We start from the raw sequence: 19,431 nt of genomic DNA on the forward strand, positions 1-19,431 counted from the left end.
GCCTTCAGTGCCGAGACTCGGCGCGGTCCTTTGCCGTGCATAATCGGTTCGGGCAGGCGGAGCGGTAAAGGGTCAGCAGTCCTTTCCGATTAAACCGGCCCGCTTTGGGGAAATCCTCAAGGCGGGCTTTTTTCGCGCCCACGCGGGACGGTGTTTGCCTCGCTTTCAACGGTCTCGGCGCGATGCCGGAACGGCATCGGCGGGCGGGTTCGAAAAAGCGGCAAGATTGACGCTGGTTACCAGGGCTACTACCATTGGGGCGAGGTCGTGGGAGCGGCCGATTCGGGAAACGCTCGTCGGAATCGAGCGGCGAGTTGCGTCAAAACGGGTCGATGGGACAAAGGCGAACCGGCGATGTGCGAATCTTGCGAAGGGGAAATCCTCAGACGGACGTTTCTCGCGGCAAGCGGAACGGCGGGAACGGCGGCGGCGTTGAGCGGACTGTTCGCCCAGGCTGCGCCGGGAGAGGAGGCCGCAGTATTGCCGCCGCGAGAGAAGAAGCCCGCCCGGGTGGCCGTGGTCTTTCTCTATCCGCCCGCCGAGGTCGTGCTGGCGGGACGGAACGAGGATTCTTGGCGGGTGCATCAGTGGTTCACTTGGCCGGGCAATCAATTCGAACCGGAGCGGCAAGAGGAGCGTTTTACGGCCCAAATTCGCGAGATCGCAGCGAGGCTGGGTATCGTCGCGGAGTTCGCCCCCAAGGCCCTGTATCAGGAAGCGGCGGTGGCCCAATACATCGAGGCCGTCAAGGCCTCCGCCCCCGACGCCGTCTTGGTCGTCAATTTTTGGAATACCTTCGCGCCGTGGTCGTTTCGCATCGCGACCGAGGCGGCGCCGGCGGCCATCGTGTATCAGCCCGTCGGCTCCAACCACCAATTGCCGTCGGAAGCCCTCCGCAACACACCGGGCCTGTTTTACATCCATTCGATCGAGAATTGGGCGGAAATCGAGCGGGGACTCCGCGCCGTTCGGGCGAAGAAGATGCTGGCTCAGAGTCGGTTGCTTCGCGTCACCGGGCGAGTGGAGGAAATGACTCAGGTCGTGGAACCGGACTTGGGGACCGAGGTGGTGACCGTGCCCGCCCAAGTCTTCAACGACATCTTCGACGCCGTCCCCGCCGACGATGCCTTGGTCCGCGAGGCCATGCAGTGGAAGGCTGAAGCCGCGGAGGTCCGCGACGTCAGCGACGAATACTGCGTAGACGCGTTCCGCGCCCACCGCGCAGTCCGAGAAATCATGAACCGCTACGGCGCCGACGCCATCACCATCGAGTGCCTGTTCCTCAAGCACCGCAAGCCGTGCGTCAGTTTCGGAATCAACAACGGCGATCTGATCCCCTGCGGTTGCGAGAATCAGTTGGACGGGACGTTGACGCAGATGCTGGGGCGTTGGCTGTGGGACCGGGCGGGCTTCATGCACAATCCCGAGTTCGACACCAGCGAGAACCGTTATTTCGGCGCCCATTGCACATGTGCGGCCAAATTGCACGGGCCGGAGGGTCCCGCTCGGCCGTTCATGATTCGCCCCTTCTTCCATCAAATGCCCAAGACGGCGGCGCTCGACGTGCAGTGGCCGGAAAACGAACCCGTCATCTTGACCAAATACTACAGCGGACGGAAACAGCTCTGCTGTTGGACGGGACGGTCGCTGGGTTCTCCGACCTGTCCGCCCGCCGGAGGGTGCGCCACCCGGGTGCTGGTGGAGATCGACCGCGTGCAAGACGTGTGCGACATCTACCCGGGCGTCCATCCGATCCTGTTCTGCGGCACGCCGGGCGACGCCCGCACGCTCAAGGTCTTCGCCCGACTCTACCAACTCGAACTGTTGGGGAATATTTAGGCCGGAACCGCGTCGCACGACCGGTAAGGGGGCGGTCCTTCGGGAAGAAGCCCCATCCCCTCGGCGAGTTTGAATCGCGTCCGACGTGTACCGCTCCGCACTAGAGCAGAGCTTGAAAATCTTCGACCGTCAGACCGGCCTGCCGAAGAATGGCGCGAAGCGTCCCTTTCGCGAGTTCCTTGTGATCGGGGATCGTCAATCGCCGATGGGGCGCCTGTTCTTGCCGCAGGATCATGTGACTGCCGCGCCGCCGATCCAGGACGTACCCGATTTTTTCCAACGCCCGCGCAACGTCGCGACCTGATACCACGGGCAACGGATTCACAAGTTGACCTCGACGACCTCTTCGGATATCGAAGGGGGCACCGGTTCGCGGCGAGCCTCGAGACTCTCCAGGTATCCGGCGATGGCCTCTTTGATATTCTCGATCGCTTCCGAGCGGGTCTTTCCCTGCGAGATGCAACCGGGGAGGGCGGGAACTTCCGCGACGAAGACGCCGTCTTCATCTTGTTCGATCAAGACTCGATAACGCACGGGGATTCCTCCGCGAATACGCCGGATTACGTCGAGATTCGCTCTGATGGACAGACCGGACGACAGGGGAGCGTTGCCCCCGCCGCCGTGTTTCAGCGCGGTGCGAAACTCGATTTAGGGCCTATTCGATTGTATATTGAGGGGGCGTACGACTGTCAACGCACTTTCGGATTGACGCCCACGCTCAAAGTCTTCGCCCGACTCTACCAACTCGAACTGTTGGGGGATATTTAGGCGGAGAGGCGAGGGGCGGCGCGAGGCTTCGCCGAGCGTGCGAAAGAATGAAAATCGAGGAGGCATCATGACTCTGCTTCGCGGCGTGGCGGCGTGGATTCCGGTCCTGGCATTGGCGGTTTCGGCGGCGGCACAAGATAGGCCCCCGCCCACTAATGTGGTGCTGATCGTCGCCGACGACCTGGGCTGGACGGACGTCGGGTGCTACGGCAGCAGTTTTTATGAAACCCCCAACGTGGACCGTTTGGCGGCGGAGGGCATGCGATTCAGCGACGGTTACGCGGCCTGCCCCGTGTGCTCGCCCAGTCGAGCGGCCATCATGACGGGCAAGTGGCCGCAGCGGACGGGCATCACCGATTACATCGGCGCCCCTCAGCCCGACGGTTGGAAACGCAACACCCGCCTGCTGCCCGCCGCGTACCAAACGCAACTGGCCCTCGAGGAACGCACATTGGCCGAACTTGCGCACCGGGCCGGTTACGCCACGTTCTTCGCCGGAAAATGGCACCTCGGCCCGGAGGGCTATTGGCCCGAGGATCAGGGATTCGACTTCAACTTGGGCGGAATCGATCGCGGCGGGCCTTACGGCGGGAACAAGTACTTTTCCCCGTACGGCAACCCGCGCCTGCCGGACGGACCGCCCGGTGAACACTTGCCCGCCCGACTCGCCCGCGAGACCGCCCAATTCATCGAGAACCACCGCGACCGCCCCTTTTTGGCGGTACTTTGCTTCCACTCGGTGCACACGCCGCTGATGGCCCGCGAAGACCTGCGGCAAAAGTACGAACAAAAACGGGCCGCGCTCGGCCTGGAAGCAAAGTGGGGGCGCGAGGGCGAGCGGGATGTGCGGTTGGTTCAAGAGCACGCGGTTTACGCGGGCATGGTGGAGGCCATGGATCAAGCGGTCGGCACCGTGCTCGATAAGCTGGATGAACTCCATCTGGCGGAACGTACCCTGGTGATCTTCACCAGCGATAACGGGGGGCTTTCCACCAGCGAAGGCTGGCCGACCTCCAACCTGCCCCTGCGCGGCGGCAAGGGCTGGATGTACGAAGGCGGCATCCGCGTGCCGTTCATCGTCCGGCAACCGGGCGTCGTCCCCGCCGGGACCGTCAACCCTACGCCCGTCTGCGGCATCGACTTCTACCCCACCGTGGCGGAAGTGGCGGGGGTCGCCTTGGACGGGGAATCCGGCGTGGACGGGCGCAGCCTGGTGCCGTTGTGGACCGGTCAAGCATCGCCCGCCGAACGACCGCTCTTTTGGCACTACCCCCACTACGGCAACCAAGGGGGAGCGCCCTCCGCCGCCGTGCGATTGGGCAAATGGAAGCTGATCGAGTGGTACGAGGATCACCGACGGGAGTTGTACGATCTGGAGGCCGACATCGGCGAAACGCGCGACTTGGCGGCAAGTCGGCCTGCCGAGACCGCGGCGCTCGCGGAGCGTCTCGGCGCGTGGCGGCAAGAGGTCGGCGCCCGATATCCCACCGAGAACCCCGCCTTCGATCCCAACGCGCCTAGCGGGCGGGCCGCGCGTCGCCGGTGAGCCTTCCCGCCCAACCAAAGAGTTTTTAACGGTTTTCTAACACTCTCCCCTGCCCAAATACGTACAATAGACTCCGAGCGGACCGGAACGGTCGAAGTTGGCCGCGTCTCCGCAACGTGTCCCGGCACCCGCTCATCCAAGACGTCGTGTTGCTCAGTGTCGTTACCCCGGAGGTTTTCCATGCAGCGCGTTCGAACTCGATTCGTCGTGCCGGCCTTGGTGCCGGCCGTCTTCCTCTTCTGGTGCGCCGGAGTCTTCGGCCAAGACGGCGCGGCCGCCGCCAAGCAGCCGAAGAACGTCATTTTGATGATCGCCGACGGGGCGGGCTTCAACAGTTGGTTGGCGACCGAGTTCTACCACGGTCGGCACGGAAAGGAAATCTATCAAGGCGAGGGCTGGTTCCAGGTCGCGTGCACGACGTTTCCCCTCAATACCAGCAGCAAGCCAAAGAAATCGGGCAAGCAGGACGAGGCGGTCGTTTACGATCCGGCCAAGGCCTGGGACGCCGAGACCGGCTATCGCTACCTGAAGAGCACGGCCACGGACTCCGCCGCCGCCGGGACCGCCTTGGCCACGGGAATCAAGACGTACAACAACGCCATTAATTGGACGGACGACGACCAACCGATGACCGGCAAGACGCTGCCTGAGATCGCCCACGGCTTGGGAAAATCGGCCGGCGTCGTGACGTCGGTCCAGTGGTCGCACGCCACCCCCGCCACCCTTGGCGGCGCGCACAACGTCAGCCGCAACAATTACGCCGAGATCGCCCGCGAAATGCTCGGCGCCGATTACCTCCAGGTCATCATGGGGGCGGGCCATCCCTGCTACGATAACGACGGTCGCAAGAAAACGGACGATCCGTCGGACAAGGATTGCCAATACGTTGGCGGGCGCGAAGTGTGGGACAAGTTGACTTCCGGCCGGCATCCCAGCGGTTGGACGCTGGTTCAAACCGTGGAAGAGTTCGCGCAACTGACCCAGGGGGATACGCCCGCGAAGGTCGTCGGCACGGCCCAAGTCGCCACTACGCTTCAGCAGGGTCGCGGCGGCGCCCTGGGATTGGTCAAGGAGGCGATCTTCAAGTCGAAGCCCTTCGAGAACCCCAAGAATCAGAACGTCCCCACGCTGGAACTCATGACGCGGGCTGCCTTGAACGTGCTGGATAACAACCCGCACGGCTTCTTCCTGATGATCGAGGGCGGGGCGGTCGATTGGGCCAACCATGCCAATCAGGAAGCCCGCATGATCGAGGAGCAAACCGACTTCCTGGCCGCCGTTCAAGCGGTTTGCGATTGGGTGGAAAAGCACAGTTCCTGGGATGAAACGCTGGTCATTCTGACGGCCGATCACGACTGCGGATTGCCCTGGGGGCCGGAGTCCGACGTCCAGCCCTTCCAGCCCATCGTGGACGCCGGGGCGGGCAACATGCCCGGTCTGCGGTACAACCACTCGGGTCACAGCAATTCGCTGGTCCCCGTCTTCGCCAAGGGATCGGGCGCCGCGCGGTTGAGCGAGTTCGTTCGCGGCAAGGACGAGCGGGCGGGCAAGATCTGGGGCTTTTCCGGTGATTACATCGACAATACCGATGTGTTCCGCCTGATCGAGTCCACCCTGCGGGCCGGTCAGTAACGCCCCGGCGAAACCCCTAGAGCCGCCATTTAGAGCCACCAGCGTCAGCTGGTGGTGGAATCGCTGTTCTGAGCCACCAGCGTCAGATGGTGGTGCACGCGATATTCTGAGCCACCAGCGTAAGCTGGTGGTGTTGGGGGGCTTGCTCCTGCCCAGCGCGTTCCGCCTCGCGCTCACGCTTGGCGCTTTCCACCTCGGGCTTACGCCCGAGGCTCCAGTTAACGCTCCTTTTGACGCCCGAGGCTCCAGTTGGCGCGCGAGGCTCGCGCCGGTGGGCGACTATGGAGAAGCACCGTCCTTACGCGGTGTGCCGGGCGTTTCTGCGGGCGTTTCCATTAAGACCTCCACATGGGCCGTCACGCCGTCCGGTGCGACGAGGGCTTCGACCTCCAGGCCGCGTAGCCAATTCAAGGGTGGAGCGAGAAAACCCGGCGGGGGAGTCGTTGCCAAGAACCGCCGCTCGGACTCGGGGGCGAAGGCCGTCGATGTCCACCGCGGCGTCCCGCCCTCGTCGGTTTGCAAGACGTACTCGCCTTGCAGCGGACATTGCAGTTTCACGTCGAGCAGCAATTCGGCGGCGGTCTTGCAATCCTCGGCGGGGACGTGCAACTGTTGCTGAAAATCCCGCAGCAGTCGCAGGTTTCCCAGCGATGTTTGTTTGGTCCGCCAATAGATGTAGCTGTTGAGCAGCGGCGTGATTTGGGCTGCCGACGGATCGCCCAGGCTGAGGCGAATTTGGGCCTCGCGGTCCGTTTCCTCCCAGCGCAATTGCGGGGTCACCGCCGCCAGCACCTCGTACTGAAACGAGTACACCGACATGCCTTCCATCTCGCGACGCCACAGGCCGAACAGCCCGCGACTGAAACCGTAAGGGTCGGGACGGGAACTGAACGTGCGATTGAGCTTCGCCAATGTGCCCGGTTCCCCCGTCTGGCCGATGTACCCGATCATGACGTCGCGGAGTCGCCCGGTCGGCACGATCCGCCCGTCACGGACTTCGATCGGCGGGACGATGTCGGCCAATCCTCCGAAGATTCGCCCGCGGTTGAGGACGACCTCGAACTGTCCGATGTTTCCCGGTATCGCGGCGTGGCGCAGGCGATCGGCGGGACCGAGCGACTGCATCAAGCGATCGAAGTTGTCCTTGGCAAGGGGCATGATGCGGGCATCGATGAGGATGCGGTCGCGGGTCTTGTCCACGCTTTCCCGCCGGACCGCCGCCGTGATCGGATCGAGTCGCCGCCATTGCGTGGCGTAATGTTCGAGAAAGCCACGGTACATTTGCGTTTCGTAGGCGCTGACCGACGTAACCGGCATGTCGGCGATGGGCACGAAGGCGCCGCGGTGTCCTCGCAGAGAATCGACGACGACGCCGTTTTCGAGCACCGCCCTGCCGCCGTCGCTCCGCGGACCGAAGGAAGGCGGTAGGAATCCCAGCTCGGCCAATTCGGCGGGATCCCGCACGTCGAGGCCCTCTCCCGCCGCGGCCAGCAAGGCCAACTCCAGCAGGTCCATGTCGGCCAGGGCCTGCACCCGACGCTGCGTCTCGATGCGATATTCCGGACCGGTCAACTTACGGAGGAAGTCCCGCGACATGTACACAAAGGCCGTGTCTTGCCGCGAGACGGGAAACAGTCCGCGAGCGAAGCGGAACTCGGGATTGTCGGCCAGGGGACGCACGCCTTGCCCGGCCTCCAGGAACCGCTCCGCCAGCGTGCGGGAACTGGTGACGAGGTGGAAGTCGCCGTCGGCCGCGTAGTATGAGCGGACCGTGCCGTCGGACGAATGGAGGTAAGACACAGGCTTGCCCGCGATGGTCAACGTCTCCTCCCGCACGTCGCCCCGCTTCAGGCGTTCTCTCCGCTGCTGGAGGATGTCGGTGGCAAAGAGCGCGCTGTTGCGGGCTTGGAAGAGCAGGCCGAACGATGCGCCCTCCTGAAAGTACAGATCGAAGCCCACGATGGCCACGTCGGCCACCACGGTCTCGCCCAACAACCGCGCCAGGGCCGACTGCCGGATCACCAGTTGCTGCTCCATGCGGCGGCGGATCTCATAGTTCAGCGACCGCAGCGCCACCAGATTCTGAAAATCGCCGCCCCATTTCTGCAACGTATCTTGCAGCCACAAAAAGTTACTGAAACTGCCGAAGCGGCAATAGAAAGCCTCGGCGGGGACGTGCCGTGCCAGCGGTTCGATTTCGATTGATTCGGCGGGCGGGGAGAGGCCCGGGGCTTCGTCCGGCCAAGGCTCGGGCAGCGGGGAATCGGCCGGTCCCGCGAAGGCCTCCGACGATGCGAATCGACTTCGCATCATCGCCGTGCGGAGCGGTTCCGTACTCAGGGCAGGCCCCAATTGCGTTCGGAACCACTCCTCCCAAGACTTGCCGCTCAATGGCGGCATGGGCAAGCCGAACCGTTGGGCCAGCATCAATTTGAGGTAATTCGCCGCCATCGGCGGGTAATCCGACTTCGGCTCCAGCAGACCCGGTTCCGCGGTGTATTGTTTCCACCAGGCTCGCAGTAGACGGTTGTAGCCGCGGGGATCCGGTTGCGGGGCCACCGTCAGGCCGAGTCGTTGCCGACCGGCGATGGTCAACTCCAGCGGCTCTTCGCCGGTAAACAGGAAGTAGATCGTGACCCGAGGGACGGCGTTCACCAAGTCGGCGAAGAACCCGCCCACCAGGGAAGGCGTCTCGACGGCGGGATAATAGACGCGCCCGGCGGATTCCTCCAGCAGGATGCCGTCCAAACCGAGCGGTTCCGGCATCATTTCCGGGACCGCCGGGATGGTCAACCGCCCCACGCCGAACGGTCGTCCGGCGAAGGCCTCCGCCGTAATCTGTTGGCCCGGGCAGGTCCTTGCGCCCAGGGCGAGACCGAAAAACGCCGTGACTGCTATTACCGCCCAATACGCTCGCTCCACCGTCGTCTTCATGGCACGCTCCTTGTTACCTTGCATTGTAGCGTGCGCGAAGACGGCGGTTGGAGTCGAGTCGCAATCGTGCGCCCGCGGAAAGCCGCGCGGAACGGCCGAATCAGCGGCCCACCGGTTTCACCGAGGTCGTCTTCCGCGGTTGGAGCTTGGGGCACGGCGGCGTGGGGACGTCTTGGCCCAAGCGGCGGAGGGAGCAGGCGACGGCGGCTTGGAAGTCGCCTTCCGCCTGGGTGTAGCCCGCCTTCAAGACGGCTACCGCGTTTTCGCCGCCGATCCGCTGGAGACACATCCGCGCGTCTTCTCTCAACTCGGGATTCGACAGCAGCGAGATGCCGATCGCCTGGTCGATTTCCCAATCCTGAACGATCTCGGAGAGCATCCACAGGACGTCTCGGGCAAGCTGGACGTCTCGGGCACGTTGCGGGGACAGCCCTCCCATGACTTCTCCCAGCGCGGTGACGGTCGCGCCGCGAACCATTTCGCGACCGGGGGCGCCGGCGTATCGAACGATTTGCCACATGGCGCGATTGGCTGCCCGGGCGACTTCGAGTTCCCCCTCCGCGGCGAGTCGGGCGAGGGCGGGCAGTGCGGTCGGTCCCACCTTGCCCGCGGCCAGCCACGCATCTCGACGTACGAAGGGATCGGACGATTGTAGGGCCTGAAGCAGGCTCTCGACGGTCATTTCTTCCATTGCCGGTATCCTATCACGTTGAAGTTTACGGTGGATATTGCCTTGCCGCGGGGACCGGCGAACGGGTCACCGACTCGCCGCCGCGGCGCATTCGCGTCAATCGTCGCGGTCACAGGTGGTAGGGATGGCGTTGCGGTCGGGCCATCAGTCGCCGGGCCTCCTCGTCACCCACGATCTCCTGCTTGGCCTGGTCCCAGTGCAGCTTTCGGCCCAACATATAGGCCAAATTGCCCAGGACGCAGAGATTGGCGACCCCGACCCCGGCTTCCACGTTCATGATCGTCTTCTTGCCGGTGAAGATGCCCTCGAACCAGTCCTCGAAGTGGCCGGGGCTTTTGTAGACGTCTTGGGCGCCGGGCGGAGGAACCCACTCGCGGGCCTTCTTTTCGATCCACGTCCCGCCGTCGCCGCCCCAGTGATGGAAGGTCCCATTGTCGCCGCGATAGACGGCGCCGTAGCCGGGCCGACTGATCTTACCGCCGGGTTCCCGGCCCGTCCGCTCTTCGGGCGGCACCGGTTCGCCGGGCTGATTCCATGTGAGGACCCAGTCGGGATCCTTGAAGGTGTAGGTCACCTGCATCTCCACGCACGAGTCCCACAAACCTTCCTCCGGGGGCGTGCCCGACGCCTCGATGGTGACGGGACCGGTACCGTCGGCGCCCATCCACCACATGGCGCAGCTCATCACGTGGGCCCCGCGGTCGCGGATTTGCCCCCCGCCGGATTCCAGCAGCCAGCGGAAGACGCCGTGCAAATACTTGGCGTTGTACGGTCGCCAGCGGAGCGGACCGAGCCACAGGTCCCAATCCAACTCGGGCGGCGGGTCGCTGTCGGGGGTGTGGCTCTTATCCACCGGGCTGGGATAGTGCCAGCAATCGACCCGACTGATCCGCCCGATGTTCCCGTTGACCAGGTAGCGATGCGCCAGATAGGCCTCCGGTTGCGATCGCCCCTGGGAGCCGATTTGGCTGGCGATTTTGTTTTTGCGAGCGGCCGCGACCATGGCCTTGCCTTCCTCGATGGTGCAGCAGGCCGGTTTCTCGCAGTAGATGTGCTTGCCGCACTCGGCCGCGTGGACGAACTGCACGGCGTGCCAGTGGTCGGGCGTGCCGATGACCACGGCGTCCACGTCCTTGCGTTCCAAAATGTAACGGTAATCGCGATAGACGTCGGCCTGCGGTCCGACCAACTTGGAGGCCGCTTCCAGTCGGCGGTCGTCGACGTCGCACACGGCCACGTGTTCGCATAGCCCCCGCTCGCGGAGGCCGCCCATTTCCCGATACAACGAGGCACCGCGCCCGCCCACGCCGATGTGCGCCACGCGAACCCGTTCGTTCGCGCCGGGCTTGCCTTGCGATGCCAAGGCGTGCGGCGAAATCCATTGCGGCACCGCGATGGCGGCACCCGCCGCGGTTCCCGCCGCTTGCAGAAACGTGCGGCGGGCGACAAGGTCGCGTTCTTTTCGAGTCACGGAAGGACCTCCCGATTCTTGATGGTTCAGTAAGCTCGCTTGCCGTCGCAAGCAATCATGCACGAACGACGTCGCGGCGACGATGCCGCAAGTCGCCCCATGAGGTTAACACGGCCCATCACCCGTCGCAAGCATTACGCATCGATAACGCCCATCGCGCCATGAATCGCACGAAGGCGATGCGCAAGTTTTCCACCGCCGGCTCACGCCGGCGGCTCCAATTACGTCACTCCAATTATGTCAATGGCGCCAATCGCGCCGGGGTCTTCATTTTTCCCGACGCCATCGCGCAAACCCTAAGAGCCACCAGCGTAAGCTGGTGGTGTGTGCGATTCTCTGAGCCACCAGCGTAAGCTGGTGGTGGAATCTTGGGTAGCGCCGCAACACCTCGGGCTTACGCCCGAGGCTCCAGTGTCACTCCCGCGAGCCACCAGCTAGAGCCACCAGCGTAAGCTGGTGGTGGAAGTGCTACTAACCCATGTGACGCTGCTCCCCGCGACGCCCGTGGTTCGAAGCTTGGGGTCCGGTATAAAATGAAACAATCATCCCCGCCAAGATCGCCGTGGATTGCTTGGCGTCCCTTTCGAATGAGCGCCGGTCGCCCGATACCCGAAGATGCCGTTCTCCCTGACCGATTCTCCCGCCTTTTCGTGGCAGTTCCTGGAATCGTACCTCCCCCGGTACGACGCCCACGCTGTGCGTCACCTCGAGCTTTTGGGCGAAGTGCGCTCCCGGTTGGATGCGTTGGAACCCGGCGGCAATTCGGACGACTCGCCGCCATTTTCGCGCGGCGACGATGAGGCGGCATCGCGCGGATCACGGACGGCGGAATCGAGTATAGTCGATCGCCTGGAGCGCCTCCGCTATCAACTCCTCAACGAACGAGCGGCGGCGCTGAGTGACGAGGACCTTCGAGCGGCGGACGAACTCGACCGCATGTACGCCGTGCTGGTAGGCCGACGTACGCCCGGCGGTCGGCAGGCCCGACGCTCATTGTGGAATCCCGACTTCGCCGCGGACGCCGTCCGACGACTGGAGCGTTGCTTGGACCCGGCGATGCCTTTGGAGGAGCTGACGGAATCCGCGCGGCGTGTGACGGAAGAGCACTTCCCCGGCGATTCGGGCAATGCGTCGGAAAAGTCGGCGAGGCACCGCGTGTTGCTCTACGCGCCGTTGTATCTTTCCAGCTATTGCGTCAATCACTGCCTTTATTGCCACTTCAAGTACGACAATCCCACCACGCGGATTCACTTGACGCCCCGGCAAGCCGTAGAGGAGGCGGAATACCTGGCGGCCCAGGGCATGCGGCACATCCTGCTGGTGGCGGGCGATTATCCGCGATGGACCGGCGTCGATTACTACGTTTCCGTCGTGGAGGCGTTACGGCGGCGATTCGCCGCGCAATGGGCCGTCGAGATCGCGGCGCAGTCCACCTCGGGCTACGCTCGACTGTCGGCGGCGGGCGTGCTGGGAGTCACCCTGTATCAAGAGACGTACGATTTCGACCGCTACGCCGTGCTCCATCCCCGCGGGCCGAAGACCCACTTCGATTGGCGGCTGGAGGCCTTGGAGCGCGCCGCGGAAGGCGGCATCCGCAGGTTGGGCTTGGGGATTCTGCTGGGAACGGCGCCGGTTCTCGAAGACGCCCGCGCTTTGGTCCGCCACGCCGAGTACTTGCGACGGCGGTTTCCCCGTTGTACGTTGGCGGTCAGCTTGCCGCGATTGCATTGCCCGCCGGAAGGCTTCACCGTGCCGCACCCCGTCGACGACGAGACGTTCATTCGGCTGTATTGCGGGCTGCGTCATGCGTTGCCGGACGCGGAGTTGGTCCTCTCCACGCGAGAGACCGCCGCCCTTCGCGAGCTTCTGGCGGGCGTGTGCGTCACCCAGCTATCCGCGGGCAGCAGTACGGCGCCGGGCGGATACGGCGATCGCGCGGCGGGGCGGAGCGTGACCGGCGGCGAGCAGTTTCCCGTCGGCGACGAGCGACCCGCCGAGCAGGTCGTCCAAGCCTTGCGGAGGCAGGGACTCGCGGTGGTTTGGGAAAGCGCGTAACGCGGCACGGAGCGGCGCGACCGCCGGCGACGAGGTTTCAGGCGAGCGAAGACGGCGGGAGGACGGCATTGCAGCCCGAGCTTTCCAGCGATGCCATCCGACAGGCCGTGCGACGCGGCGGATCGGCCGTTTTCCTCGCGCAGGTCGCCTCCCAATTGCTATCGCTGATCTTTCTCGGCCTCCTGTTGCGTCAATTAGGGTTAATCCCCTACGGCTGGATGGGCATGGCGGCGCCGCTGCTGGTGCTGGTCCGCATCCTCATTCACTCGGGCCTGGACGTGGCGGCCATCCAGCAAAGACGCTTGGACGACCGCCAGATTTCGGCCCTGTTCTGGGTCAATCAAATCCTGGGCGTATTGGGCGCCGTTGCCGTAGCGAGCGCCGCGCCGTTGATGGTGCGGCTGTACGGCGAACCGCAACTGTTCGCGCTGACGATCGCCCTGGCCGGCACCATGCCCGCCACAACGCTCGGCGCACAGCACCAGGCGCTGCTGCAACGGCATTTGCGACTGGGCGCGCTATCGGTCATCCGCTTGATCGCCCAGGCCGCCTCCGGACTCGCGGCGGTGGCCGCCGCCTTTGCCGGGTGGGGAGTTTGGGCCTTGGTCGTACAGCAGTACGCCGAGTTGCTGCTGACGTCGCTCTTGGCGTGGTGGGTCGAACCGTGGCGGCCGCGTTGGGTCCTCCGCAATACCGGCAGTCGCGGCTTGTTGACCTTCGGCGGACATTACACGCTCAGCAATTTGCTGTTCTTCGTTCCGGCCAACTTGGACAAGATCCTGATCGGCTCATGGCTGGGACCGGCGGCCCTGGCCGTCTACGGCCAGGCCTTCAATCTGGCCCAAAAACCGGTGGGTCTGGTGGCCGCTCCGTTAATCACGGTGATGCTGCCCACGCTTTCCCGAAGCCGATTTCGCCCGCACGAATACCGCCGCTGGTTCGCCTCGTTTCTCCGCTTTTTGGCCTGGCTGATGCTGCCCTGCGGCGTCGGCTTGGCCCTTGTGGCGCCCGAGGTCATGCTGGTGCTGGGCGGCGCGGAATGGGCGGCGGCAGGCCCCATCCTGCGCGTCTTCGCCCTGATGATCCCTTTTCAAGCCTGCGTCAACGTGTTGGGCAGCGTCTTCTCATCGGTGGGGCGTGCCGACCGCATGGCCTTGGGAAGTTTGGCCGTCGCCGTCGTCTCCGCCGGCGTCTTCACCGCCGCCATGATGCTGCTTCAGGGGCATCCCGACGGGGCGTTTCTATTCGCCGCGGTCTATGTCGCTCTGTTCTGCCTCGTGCTGTTTCCGCCGTACCTGGGCTGGGCCTTGCGGACGGCGGGCCTGGAATGGACATCCGTGCTCACGCCCGTCAAGGACGTCCTGCCGCCCACGCTCGGCATGGCCGGGCCCGTGCTGGCGCTGCACGCGGCGGGGTCGTGGGCATGGCCCGCCTCGCCGTGGATCCTGGCGCCCGTCGAGGTCCTCACCGGCGCGGCCGTGTACCTGCTCCTGAGCCGACGGCAACTCCGCTACTATCTCCGCGAAGGCTTCCGCGGATTTCTCCCTCAAGCCGAAGGTAAAGTCGCAGACGCCGGGCGGACGCCGACTCCGTCCGACCCGCCCTAACTCTATGGAGGGATTCGCGAAAATCTGATTGTGGATTCCGCAATGCCGATATATAATGCGGCACAGACAACGGGGGCGACTTCGGTGCGGACCTCTCGCTTCGGTCGGCCGAGGATGACGTTGCCGTAACGCTCAAACCTTTCCCTGGCCTTCGGTAATGAGGAGTGTGCGCATGGCCGAGAAATCGGATCGCAGGCGGTTTTTGGGTACGGCGACCGCGGGAGCCTTGGCCTCCGGCGCCATGATGGGTCTGGAAGAACGCATCCTGCTGGCCGCGGTGCAAGACGGAAAGGCCGACCAGCCCCCGACGCCGGCAGATCCCGCTTCGATGCCCTACGGCCAAGTCGGCAACGTCCGCGTCAGTCGGCTGATGATCGGCGGCAACCTCATCGGCGGTTGGGCGCACAGTCGCGACCTGATGTACGTTTCGCGCCTCTTCAAGGCCTACAATACCGACGACAAGGTCTTCGAGACCTTGGCCTTGGCCGAGCAGCACGGCATCAACACCATCCAAAACGATCCCGCCTGCATGGAGTTGGTGTATCGCTACAACAAGGAACGCGGCGGCAAGATGCAGTCGCTGGTCTGCATCCACCCGGAACCCGACGAAGCCAAGGTTCGCGCCGAGATCGCCCACCTCATCGACCGCGGCGCCACCCTGCTTTACACCCACGGCGAGATGACCGACCGCTTGACCATGGCCGGCCGCGTCGATGTCTTGGCCAAGTGCATGGAACTGATCAAAGAGGCGGGCGTGCCGGCGGGTATCGGCAGCCACTCCCTCGAAACCCCCAAGGCCTGCGAAAAAGAAAACGTCGGCGCCCAGTTCTACGTCAAGACCTTCCACACCGATCAATACTGGTCGGCCTCGCCGGAGGACAAGCGGCAGGAATGGTGCTGGTATCTGCCCCGTAACGGAGAGGCCGGCACCTACTTCGACAACATGTGGTGCATCAATCCCACGGAGACCTCGGAGTTCTTCAAGAGCGTCAACAAGCCGTGGTTCGCGTTCAAGGTGCTGGCGGCGGGAGCCTTGCATCCCCGCGTGGCCTTCCCTTACGTGCTCCGCAACGGCGCCGATTTCGTGATCGTCGGCATGTTCGACTTTCAGATCGCCGAGAACGTCGCCATGTTTAAGGAGACCTTTGGTAAAATCGGCAATCGCGAGCGCCCGTGGCAGGCGTAGCGGCATCGCCGGGCTTATCCACCGCCGGCTCACGCCGGCGGCTCCAGAAGGTACACCACCAGCTCACGCTGGTGGCTCCAGGGCTCGTTTTTGGCGCCTTTTAAGAGCCTCCAGCGTAAGCTGGAGGTGTTTCGTCGCTACCCAAGACCCACCACCGGCTCACGCTGGTGGCTCTGGACAATCCACCACCGGCTCACGCTGGTGGCTCTGGACAATCCACCACCGGCTCACGCCGGTGGCTCCAGGGCTTATTTTCACGTGTTCATGGAGCCTCCAGCGCAAGCTGGAGGTGCCTGGGCGCTACCCGAGATTCACCACCGGCTCACGTGGTTGGTTCCGTCTTTTCTTTTTGGTGCCGCAAGGCACGGGAGGGGTACCATGCGACGAACAGCGGGCCGAATTCTCCTTGGTGCTTCGGCGGTCGGCGCGGTGATGTTCCTGGCAGCGATTCCCCGCGCAGACGCCCAATCGGCAGGTGATTTTCGCACATGGACGGACGCCTCGGGACGCTACAAGGTCGAGGCCAGGTTTTCGGCGCAGGAAGGCGAGATCGTCATCCTGGAGAAGCGGGATGGCGGCAAGTTGCGGATCGCGATCGATAAGCTAAGCAAGGACGATCGCACATTCTTAGAGCAATTGCAGCAACAGAACCCGTTTGAACCCGCCGAGGCAAGCCCGTTCGAGGCCATGCCCGGCCCGGGAACCGGCGCAGCACCGGGCGGAGCGACACCCTCCGCCGCGCCCCCAGCCGATATGACGGGCTTCACCGTGGATTGGTCGCAAGTGCCCATGCTGTCGCTCCCGGCGGACGGGACGTGGCAGTACAAGGCCGCCGGTGCGGCCGCGCCGACCGTGGCGGAACGCACGGTCATGCTCCCGCCCAAGCGAGACTTCTTCGAGAAGATCAACGGGTGTGCCATCAATCCCGCCGCCATGCAGGGCGTGGTGAGTTACGCCTTGGACCGACCGGGGGGAAACGAGGCCAGTTCGCGATTGGTCAAATGGGATCTCCGGTCGGGTCAAGGGTTGGGCGCCTACGTGCGGTCCGGCAAATGGGCCGTGTTGGCCCTGGACGACGACGGCGGCAAGGTCTTGGTCCGCAGCGATGAGTTCGGTTTCGGCAAGCAGGGACTCCTCGAACTCTGGGCCTTGCGGGGTCAAGAGTGCGTGCCTCTCGCCTCGTGGCGACCGCACCCGGACGCCTGGGCGGGAAACGGTGATCTGAAGTGGGCCGCCTTTCTCGATGCCAAAACGTTCGCCACCTGTAGCGGCGGCGGCAACCTGGTGCTTTGGGATGCCGCAACCTGCCGACCCGTCGCCCAGATCACGATCCAAGGTGCCTGCGTTCCCGCCCTCCGCGACGATCGGGCATGGTTGGCCTTTATCATGGGCGAACGGTTGTGCCTGCTCGACGTCGCCAAGCGGGAGGTGACCGCGGTGCTCGCCGCCCCCCGCCAACTCAACTTCCCCAACTTGGCGTTCTCTCCCTCGGGAAAGAAGCTTGTCTGCGCGGATCAAAAGGGCCTCGTGGTTTGGAATCTGGCGGACGCCCGGTTGGAAGCCGAATTCTCGCCGTCGGGAGTGCCGATCACCGGCCCGGTCATCATGCCGGACGATGACTTCGTGCTGCTCAACCGGCAGACGCTCGTCTCGATCGGCACCCAGGTCAACGTGTGGCAATACACGGGCGCCGAGGCCGTAGCGACCTTGGGCGGCGTAACGTTTTTGGTGACGGGCGGAATGAACGGTCCGGGGGCGGTGGCAGCCGCCAAATTGCCTCATGCCGCAGCACGACAGACCCTGGAAAAGGCGCTCAAACAGCCCGATCTGTTCATCTTCCGCAAAGGCGTCTCGGTCCAGTTGGACGTCTCGGCGATTCCCGCCGCCGAACAAGCCCGCGTTCGCGACGCACTCACCGAGAAACTCGCGACGATGGATATTCGCGTGGTCTCCCAGGCGCCGGTGGTGGTGGCGGCGGGCGTGGATCCGCCCCAACGTAAGGAGGTCTCCTTCCACATGAGGGGTGACTATAAGGTCACCGAACACGTCGCTTGGGTCCGCATTCGATACGAGGGCAAAGACGTGTGGCAATCACGCGGGACGAATATCCCCATGGTGGTGATGCTCAAGGATGGTGAAAACCTGGAAGGCGTGCTGCGGGAAAAAAGCAAAGGGCCGGACTATTCGTTCTTCGCCAACGTATCCCTGCCCCAATACCTGCAAAAGCCGCAAGGCACGACTCCGGGTCGCCCGCAAGGAGGCCAAACCCTGGGCACGTCGCAGGTCACGACTTCCGGGATTTGAGCCGCCGCCGGCTCAATGATGAACGCACCACCGGCTCACGCCGGTGGCTCCAGTGCCTATTTTCGCTCCTTCATGGCACCTTCCGCGTAAGCTGGAGGTGCTTCGACGCTACCTAAGACCCACCACCAGCTTACGCTGGTGGCTCTAGGGCTTGTTTTCGCGTCTTCGTGGAGCCCCCAGCGTAAGCTGGAGGTGTCTCGACAATCGTCGCAATTGTTCAAGCGAGGCCCTCCGCGCGAGCTTCGATCCTAAAGCTCCCCGGCCTCGTGGTACGCCTCGGCTTTGAGAAGGTGTAGGGCGAGGATAAAAGCCGCGCTCTTACGATAATTCGCGCGCGTTAGGAAAACGATTCCGGCTGTGGCCAACACACCTGCAATGACCCATCCCACGGGACCCGCCAGTACCGCAACCGTCGATGACGCCCCCATGTACGCCGCAAAGGGTAGCGTAATTCCCAAAATGCCCGCTGCCGTGGAGATCACAACCGACATGGTTGTGTAGAAGGCGAATCCGGTAAAAGCAACGGTAGCGCTCAAGGCTGCAAGCGCCCCCGCTCCGCCGAGAGCGGCGATTGCCGCCTTGTCGCCGACCGTTGTGCCGCTCTTCTTCTCAATCGCCTCGAGTACCTTAAGGCGACCCTTCTGGTCCAATTTATCCCACAGGTCCTTGAAGGATACCTCCAAGATCTTTCTCTCCAAGTCAAAGGTAGCAAGCGACTTGACATCCGCGTCGGACACGCCGTATTTTCCGGCAACCCATTTCACGAGGTCATGGTAGTACACGCCGCTTTTTGTCGGATACGTAAATATGGAACTTGAAACCCAAAGGAATTGGTTCCGTATCGACTTGGGACTAATCAGGTCGCGATCGACCGCTCCTTTCTCAATGGCATTCAACACAATGTCGGCTGAAACCTCGTTGTACGTCTTTGGCCGCTGTCCCGCCGGGTATTCCCAGTAAGGCAGCAGTCCGAAGCTGGCGAAATCCCGATCCGGTATCTTAGGCAGCATTTGAAGAGCTTGTGCGAGCGACGCGCGTTCGCCGTCGCTCATCGCCTCAAGCATTTGATCAAATACCCGGGGATCGTTCACGAACGCATCCTTGCGGGCGTACTTGAGCCAGGGTCTCGGCACATTGCCCGGGGTAACCGCTTTGGATTCTTCTGCAAATGCGGGCGATTCTAAAAGACGTCCGAGAAGGACGCTCGCGGCAACGGCACCGCCGGCCGACAAGACCGCTCGTCTGCTGACATGTTCGGGACGAGAAGAATGGTGTTCGTTGATTTCCGCCATCATCGGCTTGAGCCCCTTTCTAGGTTTGTGGACATTCACCGCTGAATGCTCGCAATCGCCATGTCTCGTGACAAAGTGTTGTGGAATAAGGACTTATAAATCGCTT

The 19,431-nt window shown here is 63.7% G+C and carries 13 protein-coding genes; 7 read left to right on the top strand and 6 right to left on the bottom strand.

The genetic code is table 11. The annotated features are described in order from the left end of the window. Positions 1-354 precede the first annotated feature (354 nt). Entirely contained in the window at positions 355-1,839 is a 1,485-nt protein-coding gene (locus ACYQ6J_RS13770; RefSeq protein WP_460184763.1) for a hypothetical protein, read from the top strand. Between the two features lie 100 nt (positions 1,840-1,939). On the opposite strand, the gene ACYQ6J_RS13775 is transcribed toward ACYQ6J_RS13770, so the two are convergent. Together ACYQ6J_RS13775 and ACYQ6J_RS13780 are read right to left on the bottom strand one after the other, a co-directional pair. Further along, the gene (locus ACYQ6J_RS13775; protein ID WP_460184764.1) at positions 1,940-2,164 is read right to left on the bottom strand and encodes a type II toxin-antitoxin system HicA family toxin; all 225 of its coding nucleotides are present in this window, start codon (positions 2,162-2,164) and stop codon (positions 1,940-1,942) included. Next, positions 2,161-2,373 (bottom strand): type II toxin-antitoxin system HicB family antitoxin, encoded by a 213-nt coding sequence (locus tag ACYQ6J_RS13780; protein ID WP_460184765.1) that lies wholly within the window; start codon positions 2,371-2,373, stop codon positions 2,161-2,163. Before ACYQ6J_RS13780 ends, ACYQ6J_RS13775 begins: the two co-directional genes overlap by 4 nt. A gap of 301 nt (positions 2,374-2,674) precedes the next feature. Between ACYQ6J_RS13780 and ACYQ6J_RS13785 the strand changes: the two genes are divergently transcribed. Beyond that, a complete protein-coding gene (locus ACYQ6J_RS13785; RefSeq protein ID WP_460184766.1) occupies positions 2,675-4,153 on the top strand; it encodes a sulfatase in 1,479 nt (492 codons plus the stop codon). A 180-nt stretch (positions 4,154-4,333) separates the two neighbouring features. Continuing rightward, complete coding sequence (locus ACYQ6J_RS13790) at positions 4,334-5,785, top strand: alkaline phosphatase (protein WP_460184767.1); 1,452 nt, start codon at positions 4,334-4,336, stop codon at positions 5,783-5,785. Positions 5,786-6,064: 279 nt separating this feature from the next. On the opposite strand, the gene ACYQ6J_RS13795 is transcribed toward ACYQ6J_RS13790, so the two are convergent. The 3 genes from ACYQ6J_RS13795 to ACYQ6J_RS13805 all read right to left on the bottom strand — a co-directional run bounded on the left by ACYQ6J_RS13795 (position 6,065) and on the right by ACYQ6J_RS13805 (position 10,881). After that, complete coding sequence (locus tag ACYQ6J_RS13795) at positions 6,065-8,719, bottom strand: hypothetical protein (RefSeq protein ID WP_460184768.1); 2,655 nt, start codon at positions 8,717-8,719, stop codon at positions 6,065-6,067. Positions 8,720-8,819: 100 nt separating this feature from the next. Continuing rightward, positions 8,820-9,410: a HEAT repeat domain-containing protein gene (locus ACYQ6J_RS13800; protein WP_460184769.1), complete on the bottom strand. Its 591-nt coding sequence runs from the start codon at positions 9,408-9,410 to the stop codon at positions 8,820-8,822. A 109-nt stretch (positions 9,411-9,519) separates the two neighbouring features. Then, a complete protein-coding gene (locus ACYQ6J_RS13805; protein ID WP_460184770.1) occupies positions 9,520-10,881 on the bottom strand; it encodes a Gfo/Idh/MocA family oxidoreductase in 1,362 nt (453 codons plus the stop codon). A 615-nt stretch (positions 10,882-11,496) separates the two neighbouring features. Between ACYQ6J_RS13805 and ACYQ6J_RS13810 the strand changes: the two genes are divergently transcribed. The 4 genes from ACYQ6J_RS13810 (at position 11,497) to ACYQ6J_RS13825 (ending at position 18,033) form a co-directional block, all read left to right on the top strand. Further along, positions 11,497-12,936 (top strand): radical SAM protein, encoded by a 1,440-nt coding sequence (locus ACYQ6J_RS13810; RefSeq protein WP_460184771.1) that lies wholly within the window; start codon positions 11,497-11,499, stop codon positions 12,934-12,936. Next, positions 12,921-14,543: a lipopolysaccharide biosynthesis protein gene (locus ACYQ6J_RS13815; protein WP_460184772.1), complete on the top strand. Its 1,623-nt coding sequence runs from the start codon at positions 12,921-12,923 to the stop codon at positions 14,541-14,543. The genes ACYQ6J_RS13810 and ACYQ6J_RS13815 overlap by 16 nt, the downstream gene beginning before the upstream one ends. A 172-nt stretch (positions 14,544-14,715) precedes the next feature. Beyond that, positions 14,716-15,729, top strand: coding sequence for a hypothetical protein (locus ACYQ6J_RS13820; RefSeq protein WP_460184773.1), 1,014 nt, complete (start codon positions 14,716-14,718; stop codon positions 15,727-15,729). A 378-nt stretch (positions 15,730-16,107) separates the two neighbouring features. After that, positions 16,108-18,033, top strand: a complete 1,926-nt coding sequence (locus tag ACYQ6J_RS13825; protein ID WP_460184774.1) for an SHD1 domain-containing protein — start codon at positions 16,108-16,110, stop codon at positions 18,031-18,033. Positions 18,034-18,281: 248 nt separating this feature from the next. Here the strand turns inward: ACYQ6J_RS13825 and ACYQ6J_RS13830 are convergent, their stop codons facing one another. After that, a complete protein-coding gene (locus tag ACYQ6J_RS13830; protein ID WP_460184775.1) occupies positions 18,282-19,328 on the bottom strand; it encodes a hypothetical protein in 1,047 nt (348 codons plus the stop codon). Positions 19,329-19,431 lie beyond the last annotated feature (103 nt).

It is taken from the genome of Thermopirellula anaerolimosa (genome assembly GCF_054657335.1).